The sequence below is a fragment of the Streptomyces sp. NPDC005863 genome (genome assembly GCF_042871345.1).
In the GTDB taxonomy this organism is placed as follows: domain Bacteria; phylum Actinomycetota; class Actinomycetes; order Streptomycetales; family Streptomycetaceae; genus Streptomyces.
Window position 1 is genome coordinate 548,264 of record NZ_JBIAII010000002.1, and the last position, 21,643, is coordinate 569,906.

The window sequence follows — 21,643 nt, forward strand, 5'->3', positions numbered from 1 at the left end:
ATCCCCCATGGCCACGACCAAGACGCTCAACCGTGCCGCTCGCTTCCGCAAGATCTCCATCGCCGGCATCGCCACCACCGGTGCGATGGCCGCCGCCCTGACGGTGGCGCCCTCCGCCGCCCACGCCGCGGAGCCCACCAAGGCGAGCACCGCGGTGACGCAGGCCGCCAAGGCCGACAAGAAGTCCTACGGCAACAACCTCGACGGCTGGATCCGCCAGTCCCTCGACATCATGAAGTCGAAGGGCATCCCCGGTTCCTACGAGGGCCTGCACCGCAACATCATGCGCGAGTCCGCCGGTGACCCGAACGCCCAGAACGGCTGGGACGTCAACGCGCAGAACGGCACCCCGTCCAAGGGCCTGCTCCAGGTCATCCAGCCGACCTTCGACGCCTACCACGTCTCCGGCACCGCAAACTCGCTGACCGACCCGGTCGCCAACATCACCGCGGCCGCGAACTACGCCGCCGACAAGTACGGCTCGATCGACAACGTCGACTCCGCCTACTGAGCGATCGGCCGATCACCCACGGTGACCTGGACCACTCGGTCACCCAGACCCCCCGGTCACTAGGAGAGTCAGCGCATGCCGCACGAGAGCGGGAACGAGCACCCGGCGCCTTCGGCCGACGGCCCCGCGATGCCCGACTACGGGCCCGCGCGGGTACGGCGCTCACGGCGCAAGCCCCGGAAGAAGGCCCTGCGCTACGTCGCATGGGGCGCCCTGGGCCTGGTGCTCGTCGGTGGCGGAGGCGTCGCCTACGCCTGGCAGCACCTCAACGGCAACATCCAGGGCACGGACGTCGACGCCGCCCTGGGCCACGACCGGCCCGCCGAGCAGCGGGACGGCTCGATGAACATCCTCCTGCTCGGGTCCGACTCCCGGGCGGGGACGCACGGCGAGTACGGCCGGGGCGTCAGCGGGGCACGCGCCGACACGGCGATGGTCCTGCACGTCGACAAGACCCACAAGAAGGCCTCCGTCGTCAGCATCCCGCGCGACACCATGGTGCAGCGGCCCTCGTGCGCGCCGTCCCACGGCGGCGCCGACACGGCTGGCGCGCAGCAGGCCATGTTCAACTCGTCGTACCAGGTGGGCGGGCCCGCCTGCACCGTCAAGACGGTCGAGAAGATGTCGGGCGTCCGCATGGACCACTACCTCGAAGTCGACTTCAAGGGGTTCCAGAAGCTCATCGACGAGCTCGGCGGCGTGGACATCACCACCCACAAGGCCATCAAGGACCACAACAGCGGTCTCTCGCTCACCGCGGGCAAGCACACGCTGAAGGGCAAGCAGGCGCTGGAGCTCGTCCGCACCCGGCACGGCGTCGGGGACGGCAGTGACCTCGGCCGCATCCAGCTGCAGCAGGCCTTCATCAAGGCCCTGATCCACCGCGCCAACACCGTCGACCCGCTCAGCGACCCCGCCACCTCCTACGACCTGGCCGACACCGCCACCAAGACGGTGAGCGCCGACTCCGGTCTGGCCTCCGCGGACAAGCTGCTCGGCCTGGCCAAGGAGCTGAAGGGCATCAGCCCGGACCGCACGAACATGGTGACGATGCCGGTCACGTACGACGCGCAGGACTCCGGCCGGGTCAAGCCGCTGGACAAGGCGTCGCACCAGGTCTGGGACGCGCTGCGGCAGGATCGGCCGATACCGAAGTCCGCCACCCAGGACTCGGTGGGCGACCGGAGCGACTCGCCGGTCTCGGCGGGCTCCTGATCTCCGGCGGGCCACCGGTCCGTACAGCCTCGGGTCAGACGCCGCCGGGCCTGAGGGGCAGCGCCGCCCAGATGACCTTGCCCCCGCTCGCGGTGTGCTCGACGTCGCAGGCGCCGCCCGCCTCCTGAGTGATCTCCCGTACGAGCAGCAGCCCCCTGCCGCCCGTCTGGCCATGGTCCGCCACCAGCGCCGTCGGGCGGTAGGGGTGGTTGTCCTCGACGGAGACCCGGACCCACTCGGTGCCGACCGCCACCTCCACGGCGAGCATCGGCGAGAGCAGGGCCGCGTGGCGCACCGCGTTGGTGACCAGCTCGGAGACGATCAGGAGCAGGCCCTGTACGAGATCGTCCGGGGCCGGCACGCCCTGCCGGGCCAGCAGGTCGCGCACCGCGTGCCGGGCCTGGGGCACCGAGGCATCGACGGCGGGTGCGGTGAAGCGCCACACGCCCTCGTACGGCATCGGCCCGGCACCGCCCGGAAGCGGTGCCGGATCACCGCTCGGGAGCGGGCCGGGAACCCTCCCGCCGTTCTCCATCGTCCGGTCGCCGTCCTTGCGCTCGATTGTCGCCACACATCGAGTGTTGGGACTGCTCTGGTCCGGACCGCTCCACTGACCAGAAGTCAGCGACTATCGACGGGTTTTGACCGGTGGTGCATGACGTCGTCAGGTCTGCGACTGTTCATGCCCCTGTTGTTCCTTCTTCAAGCGCTCTTCAGGTTGTACGAGACTCACGATGCGGCGCCCGCCGATGCCCGTGGCGATCAGGCCCAGGCCGTCGAAGAGCAGGGCCAGCGAGAAGAAACACCCGATGACGTACTTGCTGCTGCTCGGCCAGTCGGCGAGGACGAGGATGCCGATGAGCAGTCCGAAGGCGCCCTGCAGGAGCGTCAGGGCGAACTGCGGGCCCCGTACCACCAGGCTGCCGACCAACCGGAAGACCCCGCCGGTGAGGAAGAGCAGGGCCGCGAACATCGTCAGCGCCTCCGCCGCGACATCGGGCTTGCGGATGATCACGACGCCCGCCGCGAGGTTCAGCGCGGCGACCACCACGCCGAGCCAGAAGAAGCTGCTGCCCCGGGACTGGACCGCGTGCAGCAGGCCGACGACACCGCCGACGAGCAGGAGCCAGCCGAACAGGATCATCGAGGTCAGCGTGGCGACGCCGGTGTAGACGAGGCCGACGAGCCCGGCCACGGCCAGGATCACGCCCAGCAGGGCGAGCCAGCCGAAGCTGCGGCTGAGCCGGGCGCCCTGACCGCCGGAGCCGCCGGTCCCGGCGGCTCGGTCGGTTCCGGCGGTCCCGGCGGTCGTGGTGCCCCTGTTGGCTCCGGCGTCCTTGCGTCCGAGCATCAGCGTCTCCGTCCGCTTGCCCTGTATGCGCCTTTCGTCCTCCACCCCTTCTTGATCGTACGTTCGAGGGGAGCGGATAGCATCCGGCGCATGGAGCCGCAGCTGAGGCACGCCGTCACGGACGGCGTCGCCACCGTCGTCATCGACCATCCGGCCAAGCGCAACGCCATGACCGCCGACATGTGGCGTCAGGTGCCGCCGCTGTTCGACGCACTCACCGCCGATCCCGCGGTGCGCGCGGTCGTCCTGACCGGCGCGGGCGACACCTTCTGCGCAGGGGCCGACATCTCCACGCTGCGCGAGTCCCCGGGCACGGCGCAGGAGCTCGCGGTGCGGGCCGAGGAGGCCCTGGCGGCCTGCCCCAAGCCGACGCTCGCGATGGTGCGCGGGTACTGCGTGGGCGGGGGCGCCCAGCTGGCGGGCGCGTGCGACCTGCGGTTCGCGGACGAGGGTTCGCTGTTCGGCGTCACCCCGGCGAAGCTGGGCATCGTCTATCCGGCGTCGTCCACCCGGCGGCTCGTCTCCCTGGTGGGTCCGGCCACCGCCAAGTACCTGCTGTTCTCCGGTGAGTTGATCGACGCGGAGCGGGCGCTGCGCACCGGTCTGGTGGACGAGGTGCTGCCGGACGGGGGCCTGGACAAGCGGGTCGCGGAGTTCACCCGGGTCCTCGCCTCCCGCTCCCGGCTGACCCAGGCGGCGGCGAAGGAGTTCGCGACGGGGCGCACGGACCGGGACGCGTACTGGACGGAGCAGGCGCGCGGCAGCGGCGACACCGCCGAGGGTGTCGCCGCCTTCCTGGAGCGCAGGCCGCCGCGCTTCACGTGGAGCGCGGCCACCGACTGAGATCGTGCCGCGTGCGCGGGCTCGTCGCTACGCGCGCGGGAGGGCCGGACCCTCTACCGGGCCGCCCGCTCCTGCGCCCACTGCTCGAAGCGGCTGCCGTCGCGGAACGCCTCGACGAGGTGCGCGGGCGCCTTCTGGGGGGATCCCGCGTCGTACGGCGGCTGCGGGTCGTACTCGGTGAGCAGCTGTACGGTCTGCGCGTGCTCGTCACCCGCGATCCGGCCGGCCAGGGCGAGGCCCATGTCGATGCCGGCGGAGACGCCGGCCCCGGTGACGTACTTGCCGTCGAAGACGACCCGCTCCCCCGTCGCCTCGACGCCGAGCCGGGTCAGTTCGGGCAGGCCGAGCCAGTGCGAGGTGGCGCGGCGCCCCTTGAGGAGACCGGCCGCGGCAAGGGCCAGCGAGCCCGTGCACACCGACGTGGTCCAGGTGGACGTGGCGTCGACCGTGCGGAGCCAGTCCAGGAGCACCTGGTTGTCCATCTGGTCGCTCTGCCCCGGGCCGCCGGGCACCACCACGATGTCGGGGCTTCGCACCTCGGCGAAGGACTTGTCGGCGACGAGGGCGAGCGTGCCGTTGTCGTCGCGTACCGGCCCCGTCTGCTCGGCCACGAAGACGGTCTCGTAACCGGGCAGGGAGCTGAGCATCTGGTAGGGGCCGATGGCGTCCAGGACGGTGAAGCGCTCGTACAGGGCGATCGCGATCTGCATGGTGGTCCTATCGGTATCGGTGGGAGTCATGGGTGGGAGTGACGGGTGGCTGGGCCGGCCGGTGCGGGATGGAAGCGGCGGCGGTACTCGGCAGGCGCCGTGCCGAGCGTTTTGACGAAGGCGCGGCGCATGGCCTCCGGTGTGCCGTAGCCGCTGGCCCGCGAGACCTGTTCGACGCCGTCGCCGGTGTCCTCCAGGAGGCGGCGGGCGTGTTCGACGCGGACGCGCTCGACGTACTTGCCCGGGGTGAGTCCGGTGTCCGCCTGAAAGGCGCGGGCGAAGTGCCGGGGCGAGAGGCGGGCGCGCGCGGCCAGCGCCTCCACGGAGAGGTCCGCCGCCGGGTGTTCGCTGATCCACCGCTGGAGCTCGCGCAGCGGCTCGCGCCGCGCGGTCTGCGCGGCGAGCTGGACGCTGAACTGTGCCTGGTTTCCGGGTCGGCGCAGGAAGACCACCAGGTGACGGGCGATGGTGAGGGCCACATCGCGGCCGTAGTCCTCCTCGACGAGGGCGAGGGCCAGGTCGATGCCCGCGGTCACCCCGGCGGACGTCGCCACATGGCCGTCGCGCACATAGATGGGGTCCGGGTCGACCTCGATGCCCGGGTGGTCCCTGGCCAGCTTGGCGCAGTACGCCCAGTGCGTCGTCGCGCGGCGCCCCTCCAGCAGGCCCGCCTCGGCGAGCCGGATGGCGCCGGTGCAGACCGACACGAGACGTGCCGCCCGCGGGCCGTGCACGCGCAGCCAGTCGACAAGGCCCGGATCGCCGCCCCGGGTCCCCATGCCACCCGGGACCAGCAGGATGTCCGGGGCCGGGGCGTCGGCCAGCGCGGAGTCCGGGGTGAGGGTGAGGCCGCTGGACGTGCGGACCGGGGCGCCGTCCAGGGATGCGGTGCGGATGCGGTAGCCGCCCCCGGGGTCGCCGAGGCAGTGTCCGACGCCCGCGAAGACCTCCACGGGGCCCGTGACGTCGAGGCTCTGGACGTCGTCGAAGAGGACGACCAGGACGGTTCGCTGCTCCATGCCTCGATTCTTGGCGCCCGCAGCGATGGCCGCAATGACGAGGACCCCACCTTTCCTGCCATCCGGCACCGGCGTGCGGCCTCTGTCGGATCCCGTTTCGCGGGCCTTGTGTGGGGCTCCCCACGGACGACATACCAACCAGTAGGTACCGTGCCCCCATGACCTCTTCGACGACCTCCCCAGCCGGCTCCGCACTGCCCCCGCGCGCGGGCCGCCGCTGTCACAGCGTGCTCAACTCCCTGCACTCCACGCACTACTTCTCGCCCGACTCCGCCCAGGAGCTGAAGGAGTACGGGATCACCCACCCCGCGGCGGTCAACTTCGCGCTGCGCGCGGCGGCGATGGGCCCCGTCGGCCCCGGGACCGTGGCCGCCACCTTCTACAACTACAAGTACGAGTTCGTCGCCGCGCACGTGCCCGCGGTGTGGCGCTCGGCCACGCCCGAGCAGGCGGGCGCGGCCCGGCTGCGCGCCGTCGACACGACGCTGCGGCGCCTCCTCGGTGAGGAGCTCGTCGCCTCGCCCGAGATGGCGGAGGCCGCCGGGCTCGCGCTGCGCGCCACCGAGGCCTGCGTCCGCGGCGCCCGCCCGCTGTACGCCGCCCACGCCGACCTGCCCGTCCCCGACGCCCCGCACCTCGCCTACTGGCACGCGGCGACGCTGCTCCGTGAACACCGCGGCGACGGACACGTGGGCGTGCTGCTCGACGCCGAACTCGACGGCATCGAGGCCCTGGCGAGCCACACCGCCACCGGCAAGGGCATGACGCCCAAGTGGGTCTTCGCCACCCGCGGCTGGAACCAGGAGGAGTGGGACGCCGCCGTCGAGCGGCTGCGCGGGCGCGGACTCCTGGACGGCGAGGGCGAGTTGACGGAGGCGGGCGTGGCGCTGCGCCGGGACATCGAGGAGGAGACGGACCGCCTGGACCGCGCGCCGTACGAGCACTTGGGCGCCGAGGGCGTCGAGCGCCTCACGGAGCTCGGCACCCTCTTCATCGGCACCGCGCTGCAGGCAGGCGCCTTCCCGGCGAACCTGCTCGGCAAGGGCTGAGCACCTTCCTCGAACCCTTCCGGCATGGTCGCGCCGCTTCGCGGTACCCGGTCGTCTCCTGGCCGTCACTCCGGCCACCCCGGCCCCGCCGGGAGACGAGAGGGGAAAGCCATGTTCCGTGCGATAGCGGACGTCCTGCGCCAGATCGGGGGCGCCATCGCCACCGTCGTGACCCTGCCGTTCCGTGCCGTGGCGAGCCTGTTCGGCGGAGCCTCGCGTTCCGCCGGGCGGGGTGGCCGGGGCGCGGGGCGACGGTCGGGACGGATGGGGCGCGGCCGACGGGTCTGATCACCCTCTGTCGGCGCCACCTGCCACAATTGCCCGGCAACCTCAGCGAGAAGGCGGTACCGGAACGTGGCAGCTTTGAAGACGTCCACCCCTGCGTCCATCGAAGGCAGGATCGCCGAGGAGCTCGGCGTACGGGAGCGGCAGGTGAAGGCCGCCGTCGACCTGCTCGACGGCGGGTCAACGGTGCCCTTCATCGCGCGCTACCGCAAGGAAGCGACCGAGATGCTCGACGACGCGCAACTGCGCACGCTCGAGGAGCGGCTGCGCTATCTGCGCGAGCTGGAGGACCGGCGCGCCGCGATCCTCGACTCGGTGCGTGAGCAGGGCAAGCTCACGGACGAGCTGGAGGCGCGGATCCGCGAGGCGGACACCAAGGCGCGGCTCGAGGACATCTATCTGCCCTTCAAGCCGAAGCGGCGCACGAAGGCACAGATCGCCCGCGAGGCGGGCCTCGAGCCGCTGGCCGACGGGCTGCTGAGCGACCCCACCGTGGAACCGCAGGCGGCCGCCGCCGCGTTCGTGGACGCCGACAAGGGCGTCGCCGACGCCCAGGCCGCGCTCGACGGGGCGCGGGCGATCCTCGCCGAGCGGTTCTCGGAGGACGCCGACCTGATCGGCGAGTTGCGCGAGCGCATGTGGGTGCGCGGCAGGATCGCCGCGAAGGTCCGCGAGGGCAAGGAGGAGGCGGGCGCCAAGTTCGCCGACTACTTCGACTTCGCCGAGCCGTTCACCGAACTCCCCTCGCACCGCGTCCTCGCCATGCTGCGCGGCGAGAAGGAGGAGGTCCTCGACCTGGTCCTGGAGCCGGAGGAGCCGCCCGCCACGCCGGGTACCCCGTCCACGTACGAGGGGATCGTCGCCCAGCGTTTCGGCGTCGCCGATCAGGGCCGGCCGGGCGACAAGTGGCTGCAGGACACGGTGCGTTGGTCCTGGCGCACCCGCATCCTCGTGCACCTCGGGATCGATCTGCGGCTGCGGCTGCGGACCGCCGCCGAGGACGAGGCGGTGCGGGTCTTCGCGTCGAACCTCCGCGACCTGCTGCTCGCGGCGCCCGCGGGCACGCGCGCGACGCTGGGCCTCGACCCCGGGTTCCGTACGGGCGTGAAGGTCGCCGTCGTCGATGCCACCGGCAAGGTCGTCGGGACCGACACGATCCACCCGCACGTCCCGGCGAACAAGTGGGACCAGTCCCTGGCCACGCTGGCGAAGCTGGCCAAGGAGCACCAGGTCGACCTGATCGCCGTCGGCAACGGCACCGCGTCCCGCGAGACGGACAAGCTCGCGGGCGAACTCATCACCAAGCACCCGGAGTTGAACCTCACGAAGGTGATGGTCTCCGAAGCGGGCGCCTCCGTGTACTCGGCGTCGGCCTTCGCCTCCCAGGAGCTGCCGGACCTCGACGTCTCGATCCGCGGCGCCGTCTCCATCGCCCGGCGCCTGCAGGACCCGCTGGCCGAGCTGGTGAAGATCGACCCGAAGTCGATCGGCGTCGGTCAGTACCAGCACGACCTGTCCGAGGTGAAGCTGTCTCGCTCGCTGGACGCGGTCGTCGAGGACTGTGTGAACGGCGTCGGCGTGGACGTGAACACCGCGTCCGCCCCGCTCCTCGCCCGGGTCTCCGGCATCGGCGCCGGCCTCGCGGAGAACATCGTGGCGCACCGCGACGCCAACGGCCCCTTCAAGAGCCGCAAGGGCCTCAAGGACGTGGCCCGGCTCGGCCCGAAGGCGTACGAGCAGTGCGCGGGCTTCCTCCGCATCCGCGGCGGCGACGACCCGCTGGACGCCTCCAGCGTGCACCCGGAGGCGTATCCGGTGGTGCGCAAGATGGTGAAGTCGGCCGGTGGCGAGGTCGGTTCACTGATGGGCAACACCGGGGCGCTGCGCTCGCTTCGGCCCGACGAGTTCGTGGACGAGGTGTTCGGTCTGCCGACCGTCACGGACATCCTGAAGGAGCTGGAGAAGCCCGGGCGCGACCCGCGTCCGGCCTTCAAGACGGCGACCTTCAAGGAGGGCGTCGAGAAGCTCTCCGACCTGGCCTCCGGGATGGTCCTGGAGGGTGTGGTCACCAACGTCGCCGCGTTCGGCGCCTTCGTGGACGTCGGCGTGCACCAGGACGGTCTGGTGCACGTGTCCGCCATGTCGAAGACCTTCGTCAAGGACCCGCGGGACGTCGTCAAGCCCGGCGACGTCGTCAAGGTGAAGGTCATGGACGTCGACATCCCGCGCAAGCGGATCTCGCTGACGCTGCGCCTGGACGACGAGGCGGAAGCCGGCGCGGGCGACGCCGGCGGGGACCAGCCGAAGCGCGGCGGGAGCCGTCCGCCGCAGCAGCGGCAAGGGCAGCGCCAGCAGCAAGGTCAGGGCTCGCGCGGCGCCGGCGGCCGGGGCGGCCAGCGCGGCCAGAAGCCGCAGCGGCAGGGCCCGCCGCCCGCCAACGACGCGATGGCCGACGCGCTGCGGCGGGCCGGTCTGGTGGACCCCAAGCGCCGCTGACGAAGGCACCGGCGGGGGTCAGGGTGACAGCTCGGTCACCTTGCCCTCCGCCACCTCCAACCGGCGCGTCACGCTGACCGCGTCGAGCATCCTGCGGTCGTGCGTGACCAGCAACAGCGTGCCCTCGTAGGACTCCAGGGCCGACTCCAGCTGCTCGATGGCGGGCAGGTCGAGGTGGTTGGTCGGCTCGTCGAGGACGAGGAGGTTGACGCCGCGGCCCTGGAGCAGGGCGAGGGCCGCGCGCGTGCGCTCGCCCGGCGAGAGGGTGGCCGCCGAGCGCAGCACGTGGTCCGCCTTGAGGCCGAACTTGGCGAGCAGCGTGCGCACTTCGGCCGGTTCGGTCTCCGGTACGGCCGCGCAGAACGCGTCGAGGAGCGACTCCTCGCCGTGAAACAGAGCGCGGGCCTGGTCGACCTCGCCGACCAGGACGCCCGAGCCGAGGGACGCGTGGCCCGCGTCCAGCGGGATGCGCTCCAGGAGGGCGCCGAGCAGCGTCGACTTGCCCGAGCCGTTCGCCCCGGTGATCGCCACCCGGTCCGCCCAGTCGACCTGTAGCGAGACGGGGCCGAGCGTGAAGTCGCCGCGGCGCACCTCCGCCTCGCGCAGGCTCGCGACGACCGATCCGGAGCGCGGGGCCGCGGCGATCTCCATGCGCAGCTCCCACTCCTTGCGGGGTTCCTCGACGACGTCGAGGCGTTCCAGCATGCGCTGGGTCTGGCGGGCCTTGGCGGCCTGCTTCTCGCTGGCCTCGCTGCGGAACTTGCGGCCCGCCTTGTCGTTGTCGGTGGCCTTGCGGCGGGCGTTCTTGACGCCCTTGTCCATCCAGGAGCGCTGCATCTGGGCCCGGCTCTGGAGCGCGGACCGCTTGTCGGCGTACTCGTCGTACTCGTCCCGGGCGTGCCGGCGGGCGGTCTCCCGCTCCTCCAGGTACGCGTCGTAGCCGCCGCCGTAGAGGTTGATCTCCTGCTGGGCGAGGTCGAGTTCGAGGACCTTGGTGACGGTGCGGGTGAGGAACTCCCGGTCGTGGCTGACGACGACCGTGCCGGCGCGCAGGCCCCGTACGAAGCTCTCCAGGCGTTCCAGGCCCGCGAGGTCGAGGTCGTTGGTCGGCTCGTCCAGGAGGAACACGTCGTACCGGGAGAGGAGCAGGGAGGCGAGGCCGGCGCGGGCCGCCTGACCGCCGGAGAGCGAGGTCATCGGCTGGTCCAGGCTCACGGCGAGGCCGAGCGAGTCGGCGACCTCGTCGGCCCGCTCGTCGAGGTCCGCGCCGCCGAGCGCCAGCCAGCGCTCCAGGCTGGTGGCGTAGGCGTCGTCCGCGCCGGGGGCGCCGTCGACGAGGGCCTGGGTGGCCTCGTCCATGACGCGCTGGGCCTCGGTGACGCCGGTGCGGCGGGCCAGGAAGGCGCGGATCGACTCGCCGGGGCGGCGGTCGGGCTCCTGGGGCAGGTGGCCGACGGATGCGGTGGGCGGCGAGAGCCTGAGCTCGCCCTCCTCGGGGCTGTCCAGGCCGGCGAGCAGCCGCAGGAGGGTGGACTTGCCCGCTCCGTTGGCCCCGACCAGGCCGATGACGTCGCCGGGGGCGACGACTAGCTCCAGACCGGAGAAGAGGGTGCGGTCGCCGTGGCCTGCGGCGAGTTCTTTGGCGACGAGGGTTGCGGTCATCAGGGGGTGATTGTAGGACGGGCGGTCAGGGCCTGCGGCCCCGGAAGGTGCGGCGCAGGTCGCTCACCCAGGCGTCGGGGTTCTCCCAGGGAATGAAGTGACCGCCGTGATCATGGGCGTTGACGTTGACGTGGTGGAACCAGTCGGCCTGCGGGCCGTTCCGGAACGCCTGGACGCGCTCCTCGGCGGTGTGGATCCCGGGCGGGTTCTCGTACGTGACGAAGGTGAGGCCGGTCGGGGCCTGCACGCGGGGGGTGCGGTCGTGGGAGGGGGTCCAGGGGTGGCGGTTGGCGTTGGCGTAGTACCGCATCGACGTGGCGACGGCGTTGTTCACCCAGTAGATGGTGGCGTGGGTGAGCAGGTCGTCCTTGGTGAAGACGGACTCGACGTCGCCGCCGTTGTCGCTCCAGGCGTTCCAGCGCTCCAGGAGCCAGGCGAGCAGCCCGGCGGGCGAGTCGCTCAGGCCGTGGGCCAGCGTGGCGCCGTCGAGCATGTGCACGGCGAGGTGGGAGGCCGAGCGGTGGTCCAGCTCGACGATGCGGGCGCGGACGTCGGCGGGCTGGTCGTCGGTGAGGGGCCGGTTGCGGGCGAAGTCCCAGGCGCGGGGGCCGGTGAAGAAGTCGAGCGGCAGGCCGGAGCCGATGTGGATGCCGTACAGCTCGTCGGCGTACTTGTGACCCAGCTGGCTGGTGACGATCCCGCCGATGTCACAGCCCCCTGCGGCGTACTTCTCGTGTCCGAGGGTCTCGGTCATCAGGGTGTGCCAGAGGTCGGAGACCTTCCAGAAGTTGACGTCCGGGAAGCCGGTGAGCGGTCCGGGGAAGCCGAAGCCGGGCAGCGACGGCACGATGACGTCGAACGCGTCGGCCGGGTCGCCGCCGTGCGCGGCCGGGTCGGCGAGCGGGCCGATCACCTTCGACCAGTGCCAGAACGTCCACGGCCAGCCGTGGGTGAGGATCAGCGGGACCGGGCGCGGGCCGCGGCCGGGCTCGCGCAGGAAGTGCACCGGCACGCCGGCGACGCCGACCTGGTAGTGCTCGTGGGCGTTGAGGGCGGCCTCGGCCTTGCGCCAGTCGTAGGCGTCGCGCCAGTGGGCGACCAGCTCACCCAGGTAGCTCGCCGGCACGCCGTAGGACCAGTCCTCGTTGCCCTCGTCCAAGGGCGGCCGGGTCAGGGCCAGCCGGGTGCGCAGGTCGTCGAGGACCGCGTCGGGCACGTGGATCGGGGTGGGTTGCAGGGGGAAGGCGTACGGGGTGGTCATGGCGGGGTCCTCACGGGGTCGGGCGGTGAGCCGGGCCGTTGCATGGAGTCGCGGGCGCCCTTGCCCTCCCCCGCATCCTGCCCCGAATCGCGCCGCCACCGGAGTGAAATGCGGAGGTCAGCGCGACACCGGTGCAACCAGCACGCTCGTGGAGGTCCTGGCCACCACGTACGCGTCGCCCTTCGTGGCCCCGGCCGGCAGGGTCACCCGGTGCTCCCCCGGCGCGAGCACCTCGTCGAGGGCCTCGTGGACGTGCGTCCGGGAGAGCCGGTCCATGCGGTACGCCGTCACGCGGACCCGGCACGCCGAGGTGACCTCCAGCTGCGCCGCCCCGGGCCCGGCCGCGAGCCGGGTGAGCCTGCGCCGCTCCTGCGGGCCACGGTTCAGGGCGCCCTCTATCTGGGCGACCAGGAGCGGGATGATCGGGGCGAGACCGTCCACGTAGGAGACCGGGACCTCCGCCCGGTCGAAGGCCGCGCGGACGGAGCGGCGGGTCTCCTCGGGGACGGCGCGGCCGAAGGCGACCGCACCGTACGTGCGCAGCTCCTGCGGTGCGACGCCCGCCGCGTCCCCGGCGATCTCCGCGCCGATGCCGATGGTGCGCAGCGCCGCCGCCAGCTTGGCGAGCAGCGCCACCCTGGCGCCGATCAGCAGGACCCGGCGGCGCGCCTGCGACTCGCCGTCGGCGAGCAACTGGCCGAGCGCCGCGCGGTATTGGTCGCCGCGGAAGCGGAACGGCCCTATGCCGTGGTAGCCGTTGAGCGTCAGGTCGGCGGGTTCGGCCGTCTGCCAGGCGAAGTCGCGCCAGACGAAGTCGTCGCCGCCGTCGGCGCTCTTCTCGATCACGGCCGTTACCGCGCCGCACTCCAGGCCCTCGCACTCGGGACAGCCGTATATGACGTACCGCCCGTCGTCCAGCGGCGCGCGCGCCTCCAGGAGCAGTCGGCGGACGTGCGCCGTGAAGATGGCCGGCGGGATGTCGGCGGCCAGCGGTGACACCGCGTCGAGGTCGGAGAGCTGGAAGAGCAGGGGCCGGCCGTTGACGATGAAGTCGACGAAATCACGGTGCACTTGGTACTCACCGTTGGCGAGAACCCCACCGGCGCGGATGGCCGGTGCCAGCCCGAAGGTCGCGTACTCGGCAGACATGCAGTGAGTATCCCCATCTGTCATGTGATGTGAGCACGGCACGGCACATTTCGCCACGTTCCCGGGGTGAGCGGTGGGTTCGGCGGCCGTGTACGCGGAGCTCGCGGGCCTCGGCGGGCCCGGCGGCGTACGCATGGTCGAGGGCGTACACGCGAAGACGGGGCTGGACGAACCGGGGCTGCGGCCGGGCTGCGTCCAGGAGGCGGCGCGCCTGGTCGGCGCCGCCTCCTGGGACGAGCGGTCAGCTCTTGTCGACCGCGGTGCTGCCGGACTCCCGGTCCTCGCCCGCGTCGTCCTGGGCGGGGCCGATCCGGAGCTCGAATTCACCGTCGTACTGCTCGTGGCCGGCGATGACGGCCTTCTCGACGGCTTCCGTGCCGTGTTCGCCGCGCACGATCAGCGGGTCGTGGCGCAGGTCCCGCATCAGGGCGACGCACATGCCGATCATCACGATGGTGAACGGCGCGGCCACCAGGATCGTGAGGTTGCGCAGCCCGGTGAGCGCGTCGTCCGAGCCGTCGCCGATCAGCAGCATGACGGCTCCGACGGCGCCGGTCACGATGCCCCAGAAGACCACGACGAACCGGCCGGGTTCGAGGGCGCCCTTCTGGGAGAGCGTGCCCATCACGATGGACGCGGCGTCGGCGCCGGAGACGAAGAAGATGCCGACGAGGATCATCACGAGCAGGCTGGTCACCGTCGCGATCGGGTACTCGTGGAGCAGCCCGAAGAGCTGCGCCTCCTGGCTGGTGTCGCCCTTGAGGCCGCCCCGTTCGGCGACGGTCATCGCGCTGCCGCCGAAGACGGCGAACCAGATCAGACTGACCGTGCTCGGCACCAGGATGACGCCGCCGACGAACTGACGGATCGTACGGCCGCGGCTGATCCGCGCGATGAACATGCCGACGAAGGGCGTCCAGGAGATCCACCAGGCCCAGTAGAAGACCGTCCAGCCGCTCAGCCAGTCGGCGACGCCCTTGCCGCTGGACGCCTCGGTGCGGCCGATCAGTTGCGGCAGGTCGTCGAGGTAGGCGCCGAGCGACGTCGGCACCATGTCGAGGATGATGACGGTCGGTCCCGCGATGAAGACGAACACCACGAGCAGGGCCGCGAGCACCATGTTGATGTTCGACAGCCACTGCACGCCCTTCTCCACGCCGGAGATGGCGGATGCCACGAAGGCCAGGGTCAGCACGGCGATGATGACGACGAGCAGCCCGGTGCCCGCGTTCTCCATCCAGTCCAGCACCTCGATGCCGCTGCCGATCTGCAGGGCGCCGAGGCCGAGGGAGGCGGCCGAACCGAAGAGTGTGGCGAAGATGGCCAGGATGTCGATGACCCGGCCCCAGGTGCCGTGCGCGTGCTTCGCGCCGATGAGGGGCTCGAAGACGGCGCTGATGGTCTGGCGCCGGTTGCGCCGGAAGGTGCTGTACGCGATGGCGAGGCCCACGACCGCGTAGATCGCCCACGGGTGGAGCGTCCAGTGGAAGAGGGTGGTGGCCATCGCGGTCTCCATCGCCGCGGGCGCGTCCGCCGGGTCGGTGCCCGGCGGCGGCGAGGTGAAGTGGGCCAGCGGCTCACTCACTCCGTAGAACATCAGGCCGATGCCCATGCCGGCGCTGAACATCATGGCGACCCAGGAGACGGTGCGGAACTCCGGTTCCTCGCCCTCCCGGCCGAGCGTGATCTTCCCGTACCGGCTGACGGCCAGCCAGAGCGCGAAGACCACGAATCCGGTCGCGGTCAGCATGAAGAACCAACCGCCGTTGTGCATCAGGCCGTTGAGCATGTCCGTGGAGATGTCCTGGAGCGAGTCCGTCGACACCGCGCCCCAGACCACGAACGCCAGGGTGAGCACGGCGGTGACGCCGAAGACCACCCGGTCCGTCTGTGGGGACCGGCCGCCGTGGGCGGGCGCCATGATCTCCGGCGACCCTCCCCCGCCGTCCGCTTTATGCTGATCCTGCGTCACAAGTGACACCTTTCGAGGGGTCGATTGGGTCGAGACTTCGTTCTCCGCTACCCCCTACCACATGTGACGCACATCTCTCCTCCTCAACAGACCATGTCGGGTCGAGCTGTGACCATGTGGTACGGCGCGCGCTCGTCGAGCAGGAGCGGGACGAGGGCCCGCGCCGACTGCCGCAGCGGGACGTACGCGCCACCGGACGCCGACCGCTTCACGGTGACGCCGTGCAGGGCCAGTTCGTCCTTGATGTCGCGGTACTGGGCGGCGTCGAGGCGGTAGCCGCAGGGCGGGTCCTGGATGATGTCGGCGGGTTCGGCGGGGTCGTTGTCGGCGCCCCCGACGTAGACCGGGCCCCGGTCCCGAAGCCCCTCGACGCGGGCCGCGTCGGTGGCCGCCTCCAACTGTCCGCGGCGTTCGTCCGTGAAGGCGGCGAGCCCGCCGAGCGCCGAGCGTTGGGAGGCCACGCGGCGCCGGTTGTTCAGCGCCTCGTCCTGCTTCTCCGCGTCGGTCATCGGGTCGACGCGGCTCTCGATCAGCAGTCCCGCGGCGTGCTTGATGCCGGACATGTTGCGCAGGATGCGCTCCTGGCCGTCGCCCGCGGTCTGCTTGACCGGGTCACCGGTGACCGGGTCGGTCCAGATGCCGTACGTGCCCGTGGAGTAGCCGTCGTGCCCGGCGGCCGGCCGCACATAGTCCTGCGACAGGGCCTGCGCCTCCTTGTGCACGGCCTCGTCGGTGTTGAGGTTGCGCGGCCAGAGGTCGAAGAGGTCCTTGTCGTAGTACTTGGGGGTGGCCCCGTACTCGTGCAGGTCGTAGATGACGTCGGGCTTGCGGTCGCGGATCACGGCGGCCATGGCGCGGGCCTCCGCGGTCTTCAGGGCGAGGTGGTCGCGGTTGATGTCGACGCCGTCGGAGTTGCCGCGGGTGTCGGCGGCGCGGCCGTCCGGGTTGGCGGTGGGCACGACGAGGAGCGTGGTGCGGGAGAGGAAGCGCCGGGTCTTCTTGTCCTTGGCGTACGCCAGGTCGCGGACGGTGGACAGACAGGCCTCGCGGCCCGACGGCTCGTCGCCGTGCTGGCTGCAGATCAGCAACACGGTGTTCCTGGTGGGGCGTTCGCCGATCCGGACGAGCTGGAGGGGCCGGTTCTGCTTGGTCGTGCCGATGCGGGTCACGGAGACCCGCTTGGCGGCGCGGTCCACGGCCGTCAGCAGCTTCTGCTCCTCCGGCAGGCTGGTCCAGCGCGCCCCGTCGCTCTCCTCGAATCCGGTACGGGGCGGGGTCGACGTCGCCTGCGCGGGCGCCGTCAGGAGCGGCGCCGCGAGCGCGACGGTGGCACAGGCGAGGGCCAGGGTGCGGATGCGCGGTGTCATGAAGTGCTGCCTCCGGGACGGGGGTTGAGCGGACGGGGCGGGGCCACGCCGTCGAGCCGGGCGGTACGGGGCGTGCCGGGCGCGGAGGTGGTGAAGGCGTCGGACCCGCCGGCCAGCGGCAGCTTCGCCGAGGTGCGGGCCAGGTCGAGGGTGAGCGTGGGGCGGTCGGCGGGCGGTTCGATGAGGTTCTTGTCGGTGCCCGCGATGATCAGGGCGAGGCGGTGGCCCTTGGGGACGACGTGGTCGCTCGCGGCGAGGTCGAGGGTGATGGTGTGCGGCTTGCCCGGGGTGAGGGGGCGGCCGTGTCCGGCGTCGGCCCAGTGCCCGAGGTCGGCCCAACCTCGGCTGAAGACGGTGTAGTCGACGTCGGCGGTCTTGGCGCGGGTCTCCTTGAAGCAGGAGCTGTCGCCGGTGGTGCTCGCGCCCCAGCAGGTGCGTTCGGGGAGCGTGGTGATGCCCTCGCCCGCGGCCGCGTAGTCGCGGATGGTGTCGGGGCCGACGTCGACGAGGACCGCGGAGAGGTGGGCGGTGCGGGTCGTCGGGGTCGCGGTGACGGTCACCGTGGAGGATCCGGACAGGCGCAGGTCACGGGCGAGGGGGCGGCTGACGAAGCCCGCCTTGGCCGGTGTCGGGGTGTCGATCCGCGCGGCCCACTCCGTCTCGCTCAGCCGCGGGTCGTCGGTGAACGTCTCGGTGCCCTTGCCGGGCCGGGTGCCGAGGGTGCCGACGCCGGGTGAAGTGTCCTTGGCGGGGCGGAGGTTGACGGTGTGCGTGCCGCGCGGGGGCCAGACGCGGTCGGTGGTCCAGTGGTTCGGGGAGCGCTCGATGTCGGCCATCGGCTCACGGTCGATGCCGTTGTCGTAGCCGAGGAGTTCGTGGTCGAACCAGCGGTGCAGCGTGCGCACCCAGTCGGCCCTGCGCAGGTCGAACGGGTCGACGTGACCGGCCTGGCTGAGCCAGATCTTCCGCTCGACGCCGTGCTCGGCGAGGGCGTCCCACCACTGGCCGAAGTGCTTGGTGCGGACGTTGAGGTCCTGCATGCCGTGCACGACGAAGACGCTCGCGCGCACCTTGCCGGCGTCCGGCACGTGATTGCGCTCGCTCCACAGGCGGGTCCAGTCGCCGGTGCGCGGCGCCCCGTCGATCAGGCGCTGCTGCACGGCGCCGCAGCGGGCGCGGGCCTCAGGGCTCTCCACGGCGTCCGCAAGCCCGTCGGGGCCGCCGTCGTAGAGCGGGGCGCCCTTGGCGAAGTAGTAGTCGTACCAGGAGGAGATGGCGCCGATCGGCACGATGGTCTTGAGGCCGCGGACGCCGGTGGCGGAGACGCCCTGCGCGATGGTTCCGTCGTAGCTCTTGCCGATCATCCCGGTGGCGCCGTTGGTCCAGCCGGCCTTCGCGCGCTCGCCGCCGGTGCGGCTGGTGTAGCCCCGCGCCCGGCCGTTCAGCCAGTCGACGACGGCCTTGGCGGACTGCACGTCGGAGCGGCCGCCGACGTCGACGCACCCGTCGGAGCGGTTGGTTCCCGCGAGGTCCACGGCGACGTAGCCGTAGCCGCGGGGCACGAAGTAGTTGTCGTAGTAGAGCGGGAACCGCACGGGCTTCCCGGCCGCGTCGTACGTCTTCTTCTGGCTCTCGTTGCCGCGCCCGCAGCACGCGTAGTACGGGCTGGCGTCCATGATCACGGGTATCCGGCGGCCCGTGCGGTCGAGTTCGCGGGGCCGGACGATGTCGACGGCGACACGGTCGGTCCTGCCGTCCGCGTCGCCGTCGATCCTGGTGTCGACCCAGACGGATTCGCGTATCGCGTCGTCGTACGAGTAGACGGGCCTGCTCTCACCCCGCGGTTGAGCCGCGTGGTCCGGCGTGCGCGGGGCCGGTGCGGCCCCCTGCGCTGCGCCCGGGGACATGAGGGTGGCGATCAGGGCGGCCAGGGCCGCCGCGAGAAGCGTTCTCCACAGGAGGCGGGTGCGTCGCGCACGTATCGGCATGGCGCGGAAGGTACACCGGTGAACTGCCGTGCGACAGAGGGCCGTACGCCATCGCGTCAGGAGCGTGGGACATTGAGGCACATGTCGGCCGAATGGCGATCGTGTGACGTCTGGGGCCATGGACATGACGTGTGCGGAAGGGGCTGAATAGGGTCGTCGACAAGACGAACCGATCTTGAGCCCCTACGACTTGGAGCTTGACGTGCACCGCAGACTCATCGCCCCGGGCGCGCTCGCGGCCTCTCTTCTGCTGGCGATCCCGGCGTCGGCCGCGGACTTCACCCCCGGGGCGCCGGGCATCGGCGACCCCTACTACCCGGCCAGCGGCAACGGCGGCTACGACGTCTCGCACTACGACCTGAGGCTGAAGTACCAGCCCGCGACCGACCTCCTGGAGGGCACGGCGACGATAAACGCCCGCGCCACCCAGGACCTCTCACGCTTCAACCTCGACTTCGGCCTCAAGGTGTCCGAGGTGCGGGTGAACGGCAAGAAGGCGAGGTTCAAGAAGACCGGCGACCAGGAGCTGGAGATCACGCCGCCGGCCGGGCTGCCCAAGGGCACGCCCGTCACGGTCGTCGTGCGGTACGCGGGCAAGCCGTCCGAGCTGAAGATCAACGGCTACACGGCGTGGCACCGGACGCCGGACGGCGGCGTCGCCGCCCAGGAGCCGGAGTCGGCCGTGTGGTGGTTCCCCGCCAACGACCACCCGCGGGACAAGGCCACGTACGACGTGTCGGTCTCGGTACCGGACGGCACCCAGGCGATCTCCAACGGCGTGCTGCAGTCGCAGAGTTCGAAGCTGGGCTGGACGCGCTACAACTGGCGCTCCAACAAGCCGCAGGCGAGCTATCTCGCGACGCTCGCCGTCGGCAAGTTCGACATCACGACCGACAGGACCGAGAGCGGCCTGCCGGTCCTCAACGCCTACAGCAAGGACCTCGGCGACAACGCGGGCGCCGCACGGGCCAGCATCGAGCGGACCACCGAGGTCGCCGAGTGGCTGGAGACGGTCTTCGGCAAGTACCCGTTCAACGCGCTCGGCGGCTATGTCCCGAACGTGAAGAGCAGCTACGCCCTGGAGACCCAGACGCGGCCCTTCTACAGCCCCTCCGCGTTCGGATCCGGCTCCAACGCGTCCATCGTCGTCCACGAGCTGGCCCACCAGTGGTACGGCGACAGCGTCTCCGTCGACGGCTGGAAGGACATCTGGGTCAACGAGGGCTTCGCCCGCTACAGCCAGTGGCTGTGGTCGGAGAAGGAGGGCGAGGGGACGGCACAGGAGCTGGCGGACTACGTGTACGCACAGCACCCGGCCGACGACCCGTTCTGGCAGGTCAAGCCGGGTGACCCGGGTCCGGACAACCAGTTCCACGGCGCGGTCTACGACCGGGGCGCGGTCGCCCTTCAGGCGCTGCGCAACGAGGTCGGGGACAAGACGTTCTTCTCGATCCTGAAGAAGTGGCCGCAGCAGCACGCGTACGGCAACGCCAAGGTGAACGACTTCGTGAAGTTCGCCGAGAAGGTGTCGGGCAAGCCGCTCGCGGAGCTCTTCGACACCTGGCTCTACCAGCCGTCGCGCCCGGCGGCCGGCGCCGTGCGGGACGCCGGGATCGCCCGGACGGCCACCGCGCCGGCGAAGCCGAAGTCGTGGAAGCAGATCGCCGCGACCAACGGGGTGCACGAGCACGGTGACGGCCACGGTCACTGAGGACTGAGGACCGCCGGCGTCATGACGTCCTGCGGTGCCGCGCCGTACGGGCTCAGTGCCCGGCGGCGCGGTACCGCGCCCGCGCCCGGCGCGCCTGCGGGAGATAGCGCAGCCGCTCCGGCAGCAGCGGCACCACCGTGCGGACCACCCGGCCGAAGCGGCGGAGCCTGCGCTCCTGCGCGGCCGTCCAGGGCAGGCCGATCGCCGCACGGGCCTCCGGCGGCATCAGGCCGATGGTGACGAACCGGCGGAAGCGGGCCAGCGGGGGCAGCAGCACCGGCCACAGGACGCGCAGCGGGATGCGCAGCAGGCGCGGGCCCCGGTCCGGCGGCGGTACGGGGCTGTCGGCGGCGGTGAGCTCCGCGGCGACCGCCGTCAGCTCGATCTCCTCGGCGAGGACCCTGCGGTAGTGCGGCCAGAACTCCTCGACCGTCTGCGGCATGTCCCGGTCGTGGATGCCGAGGATCCGGCCGACCTGGAGCCACTCCGCGTACAGCTGTCGCTCCTGCGCCTGCGTGAAGGGGCGGCCCAGATACTGCTGCGCGTGCCGGTAGACGGGGAAGCCGGTGGCGTGGACCCATGCGTAGTTGGCGGGCGTCAGCGCGTGGTAGCGGCGGCCGTGGGCGTCCGTGCCCTGGATGGTGCGGTGCAGCGCGCGGAGCCTGCGGCCCTCGGCGACGGCCTCGTCCCCGCCGTACACCCACGTCAGGAGGGAACGCACCGAGCGTTCGCCCCGTCCCCACGGGTCGGTACGGAACACCGAGTAGTCGTCCACGCCCGCGCCGACCGCCGGGTGGGCCACCTGCAGGGTGAGCGCGGGCGGCAGCATCAGGACGGCGCGGATGTCACCCGCGATGCTCCAGAGGATGCCGCCGGGCGGGGGCGGGGCGGGATCGCGGTCTTCGGCGCGATCGGCGTGATCGGCACGGTGGTCGCGGTCGGCACGGTGGTCGCGGTCGGTGGCGTGGTTCATGCGACGTGCTCCTCGGCGGCGCGCGGGGCTTGCGCGTTCCAGTATGCGACCGTCGAGGGCGGTGTCGCCGAGGTCACCGCT

17 protein-coding genes and 1 pseudogene are annotated in these 21,643 nt (G+C 71.8%); 7 read left to right on the forward strand and 11 right to left on the reverse strand.

The window, feature by feature from the left end; all coding sequences use genetic code 11:
- Positions 1–7 precede the first annotated feature (7 nt).
- Complete coding sequence (locus tag ACFYO9_RS08480; protein ID WP_388666105.1) at positions 8–511, forward strand: transglycosylase SLT domain-containing protein; 504 nt, start codon at positions 8–10, stop codon at positions 509–511.
- Between the two features lie 129 nt (positions 512–640).
- A complete protein-coding gene (locus ACFYO9_RS08485; protein WP_388666185.1) occupies positions 641–1,726 on the forward strand; it encodes an LCP family protein in 1,086 nt (361 codons plus the stop codon).
- A 34-nt stretch (positions 1,727–1,760) separates the two neighbouring features.
- Here the strand turns inward: ACFYO9_RS08485 and ACFYO9_RS08490 are convergent, their stop codons facing one another.
- Both ACFYO9_RS08490 and ACFYO9_RS08495 read right to left on the reverse strand, forming a co-directional pair.
- On the reverse strand, positions 1,761–2,261 hold the full coding sequence (locus ACFYO9_RS08490) for an ATP-binding protein (RefSeq protein WP_355814327.1): 501 nt from the start codon (positions 2,259–2,261) through the stop codon (positions 1,761–1,763).
- Between the two features lie 129 nt (positions 2,262–2,390).
- Positions 2,391–3,077, reverse strand: coding sequence for an HdeD family acid-resistance protein (locus tag ACFYO9_RS08495; RefSeq protein ID WP_388666188.1), 687 nt, complete (start codon positions 3,075–3,077; stop codon positions 2,391–2,393).
- A gap of 90 nt (positions 3,078–3,167) precedes the next feature.
- On the opposite strand from ACFYO9_RS08495, the gene ACFYO9_RS08500 reads away from it, so the two are divergent.
- Positions 3,168–3,920, forward strand: coding sequence for an enoyl-CoA hydratase-related protein (locus ACFYO9_RS08500; RefSeq protein ID WP_358777310.1), 753 nt, complete (start codon positions 3,168–3,170; stop codon positions 3,918–3,920).
- 53 nt (positions 3,921–3,973) lie between these two features.
- On the opposite strand, the gene ACFYO9_RS08505 is transcribed toward ACFYO9_RS08500, so the two are convergent.
- The gene (locus ACFYO9_RS08505; protein ID WP_358777384.1) at positions 3,974–4,630 is read right to left on the reverse strand and encodes a DJ-1/PfpI family protein; all 657 of its coding nucleotides are present in this window, start codon (positions 4,628–4,630) and stop codon (positions 3,974–3,976) included.
- A 26-nt stretch (positions 4,631–4,656) separates the two neighbouring features.
- Complete coding sequence (locus tag ACFYO9_RS08510; protein WP_358777311.1) at positions 4,657–5,649, reverse strand: GlxA family transcriptional regulator; 993 nt, start codon at positions 5,647–5,649, stop codon at positions 4,657–4,659.
- A 158-nt stretch (positions 5,650–5,807) separates the two neighbouring features.
- Here ACFYO9_RS08510 and ACFYO9_RS08515 point away from each other — a divergent pair, with 158 nt between their 5' ends.
- The 3 genes and pseudogenes from ACFYO9_RS08515 to ACFYO9_RS08525 all read left to right on the forward strand — a co-directional run bounded on the left by ACFYO9_RS08515 (position 5,808) and on the right by ACFYO9_RS08525 (position 9,479).
- Positions 5,808–6,698: a hypothetical protein gene (locus tag ACFYO9_RS08515; RefSeq protein WP_358777312.1), complete on the forward strand. Its 891-nt coding sequence runs from the start codon at positions 5,808–5,810 to the stop codon at positions 6,696–6,698.
- Between the two features lie 111 nt (positions 6,699–6,809).
- Positions 6,810–6,938, forward strand: a pseudogene (locus ACFYO9_RS08520) (LPFR motif small protein); the annotation flags it as partial.
- A gap of 114 nt (positions 6,939–7,052) precedes the next feature.
- The gene (locus tag ACFYO9_RS08525) at positions 7,053–9,479 is read left to right on the forward strand and encodes a Tex family protein (RefSeq protein WP_358777314.1); all 2,427 of its coding nucleotides are present in this window, start codon (positions 7,053–7,055) and stop codon (positions 9,477–9,479) included.
- Positions 9,480–9,497: 18 nt separating this feature from the next.
- On the opposite strand, the gene ACFYO9_RS08530 is transcribed toward ACFYO9_RS08525, so the two are convergent.
- From ACFYO9_RS08530 to ACFYO9_RS08555, 6 genes are all read right to left on the reverse strand, one after another.
- Entirely contained in the window at positions 9,498–11,141 is a 1,644-nt protein-coding gene (locus tag ACFYO9_RS08530) for an ABC-F family ATP-binding cassette domain-containing protein (RefSeq protein ID WP_358777315.1), read from the reverse strand.
- A gap of 25 nt (positions 11,142–11,166) precedes the next feature.
- Positions 11,167–12,402, reverse strand: a complete 1,236-nt coding sequence (locus ACFYO9_RS08535; protein WP_358777316.1) for an epoxide hydrolase family protein — start codon at positions 12,400–12,402, stop codon at positions 11,167–11,169.
- 117 nt (positions 12,403–12,519) lie between these two features.
- On the reverse strand, positions 12,520–13,551 hold the full coding sequence (locus ACFYO9_RS08540; RefSeq protein WP_358777317.1) for an oxidoreductase: 1,032 nt from the start codon (positions 13,549–13,551) through the stop codon (positions 12,520–12,522).
- 241 nt (positions 13,552–13,792) lie between these two features.
- The gene (locus tag ACFYO9_RS08545; protein WP_358777385.1) at positions 13,793–15,472 is read right to left on the reverse strand and encodes a BCCT family transporter; all 1,680 of its coding nucleotides are present in this window, start codon (positions 15,470–15,472) and stop codon (positions 13,793–13,795) included.
- 134 nt (positions 15,473–15,606) lie between these two features.
- Positions 15,607–16,890 (reverse strand): M14 family metallocarboxypeptidase, encoded by a 1,284-nt coding sequence (locus ACFYO9_RS08550; protein WP_358777318.1) that lies wholly within the window; start codon positions 16,888–16,890, stop codon positions 15,607–15,609.
- Positions 16,887–18,878: a Xaa-Pro dipeptidyl-peptidase gene (locus tag ACFYO9_RS08555; RefSeq protein ID WP_358777319.1), complete on the reverse strand. Its 1,992-nt coding sequence runs from the start codon at positions 18,876–18,878 to the stop codon at positions 16,887–16,889. The genes ACFYO9_RS08550 and ACFYO9_RS08555 overlap by 4 nt, the downstream gene beginning before the upstream one ends.
- Positions 18,879–19,080: 202 nt before the next feature.
- Here ACFYO9_RS08555 and ACFYO9_RS08560 point away from each other — a divergent pair, with 202 nt between their 5' ends.
- Positions 19,081–20,589, forward strand: a complete 1,509-nt coding sequence (locus tag ACFYO9_RS08560; RefSeq protein WP_358777386.1) for a M1 family metallopeptidase — start codon at positions 19,081–19,083, stop codon at positions 20,587–20,589.
- Between the two features lie 52 nt (positions 20,590–20,641).
- On the opposite strand, the gene ACFYO9_RS08565 is transcribed toward ACFYO9_RS08560, so the two are convergent.
- Entirely contained in the window at positions 20,642–21,562 is a 921-nt protein-coding gene (locus ACFYO9_RS08565; protein ID WP_358777320.1) for an oxygenase MpaB family protein, read from the reverse strand.
- Positions 21,563–21,643 lie beyond the last annotated feature (81 nt).

What these genes read in the sequence shown, in the direction of transcription:
- ACFYO9_RS08480 (WP_388666105.1), top strand. Translation starts at nt 8, where the DNA reads ATGGCCACGACCAAGACGCTCAACCGTGCCGCTCGCTTCCGCAAGATC.
- ACFYO9_RS08485 (WP_388666185.1), top strand. Translation starts at nt 641, where the DNA reads ATGCCCGACTACGGGCCCGCGCGGGTACGGCGCTCACGGCGCAAGCCC.
- ACFYO9_RS08490 (WP_355814327.1), bottom strand. Translation starts at nt 2,261, where the DNA reads ATGGAGAACGGCGGGAGGGTTCCCGGCCCGCTCCCGAGCGGTGATCCG.
- ACFYO9_RS08495 (WP_388666188.1), bottom strand. Translation starts at nt 3,077, where the DNA reads ATGCTCGGACGCAAGGACGCCGGAGCCAACAGGGGCACCACGACCGCC.
- ACFYO9_RS08500 (WP_358777310.1), top strand. Translation starts at nt 3,168, where the DNA reads ATGGAGCCGCAGCTGAGGCACGCCGTCACGGACGGCGTCGCCACCGTC.
- ACFYO9_RS08505 (WP_358777384.1), bottom strand. Translation starts at nt 4,630, where the DNA reads ATGCAGATCGCGATCGCCCTGTACGAGCGCTTCACCGTCCTGGACGCC.
- ACFYO9_RS08510 (WP_358777311.1), bottom strand. Translation starts at nt 5,649, where the DNA reads ATGGAGCAGCGAACCGTCCTGGTCGTCCTCTTCGACGACGTCCAGAGC.
- ACFYO9_RS08515 (WP_358777312.1), top strand. Translation starts at nt 5,808, where the DNA reads ATGACCTCTTCGACGACCTCCCCAGCCGGCTCCGCACTGCCCCCGCGC.
- ACFYO9_RS08530 (WP_358777315.1), bottom strand. Translation starts at nt 11,141, where the DNA reads ATGACCGCAACCCTCGTCGCCAAAGAACTCGCCGCAGGCCACGGCGAC.
- ACFYO9_RS08535 (WP_358777316.1), bottom strand. Translation starts at nt 12,402, where the DNA reads ATGACCACCCCGTACGCCTTCCCCCTGCAACCCACCCCGATCCACGTG.
- ACFYO9_RS08540 (WP_358777317.1), bottom strand. Translation starts at nt 13,551, where the DNA reads ATGTCTGCCGAGTACGCGACCTTCGGGCTGGCACCGGCCATCCGCGCC.
- ACFYO9_RS08545 (WP_358777385.1), bottom strand. Translation starts at nt 15,472, where the DNA reads ATGGCGCCCGCCCACGGCGGCCGGTCCCCACAGACGGACCGGGTGGTC.
- ACFYO9_RS08550 (WP_358777318.1), bottom strand. Translation starts at nt 16,890, where the DNA reads ATGACACCGCGCATCCGCACCCTGGCCCTCGCCTGTGCCACCGTCGCG.
- ACFYO9_RS08555 (WP_358777319.1), bottom strand. Translation starts at nt 18,878, where the DNA reads ATGCCGATACGTGCGCGACGCACCCGCCTCCTGTGGAGAACGCTTCTC.
- ACFYO9_RS08565 (WP_358777320.1), bottom strand. Translation starts at nt 21,562, where the DNA reads ATGAACCACGCCACCGACCGCGACCACCGTGCCGACCGCGACCACCGT.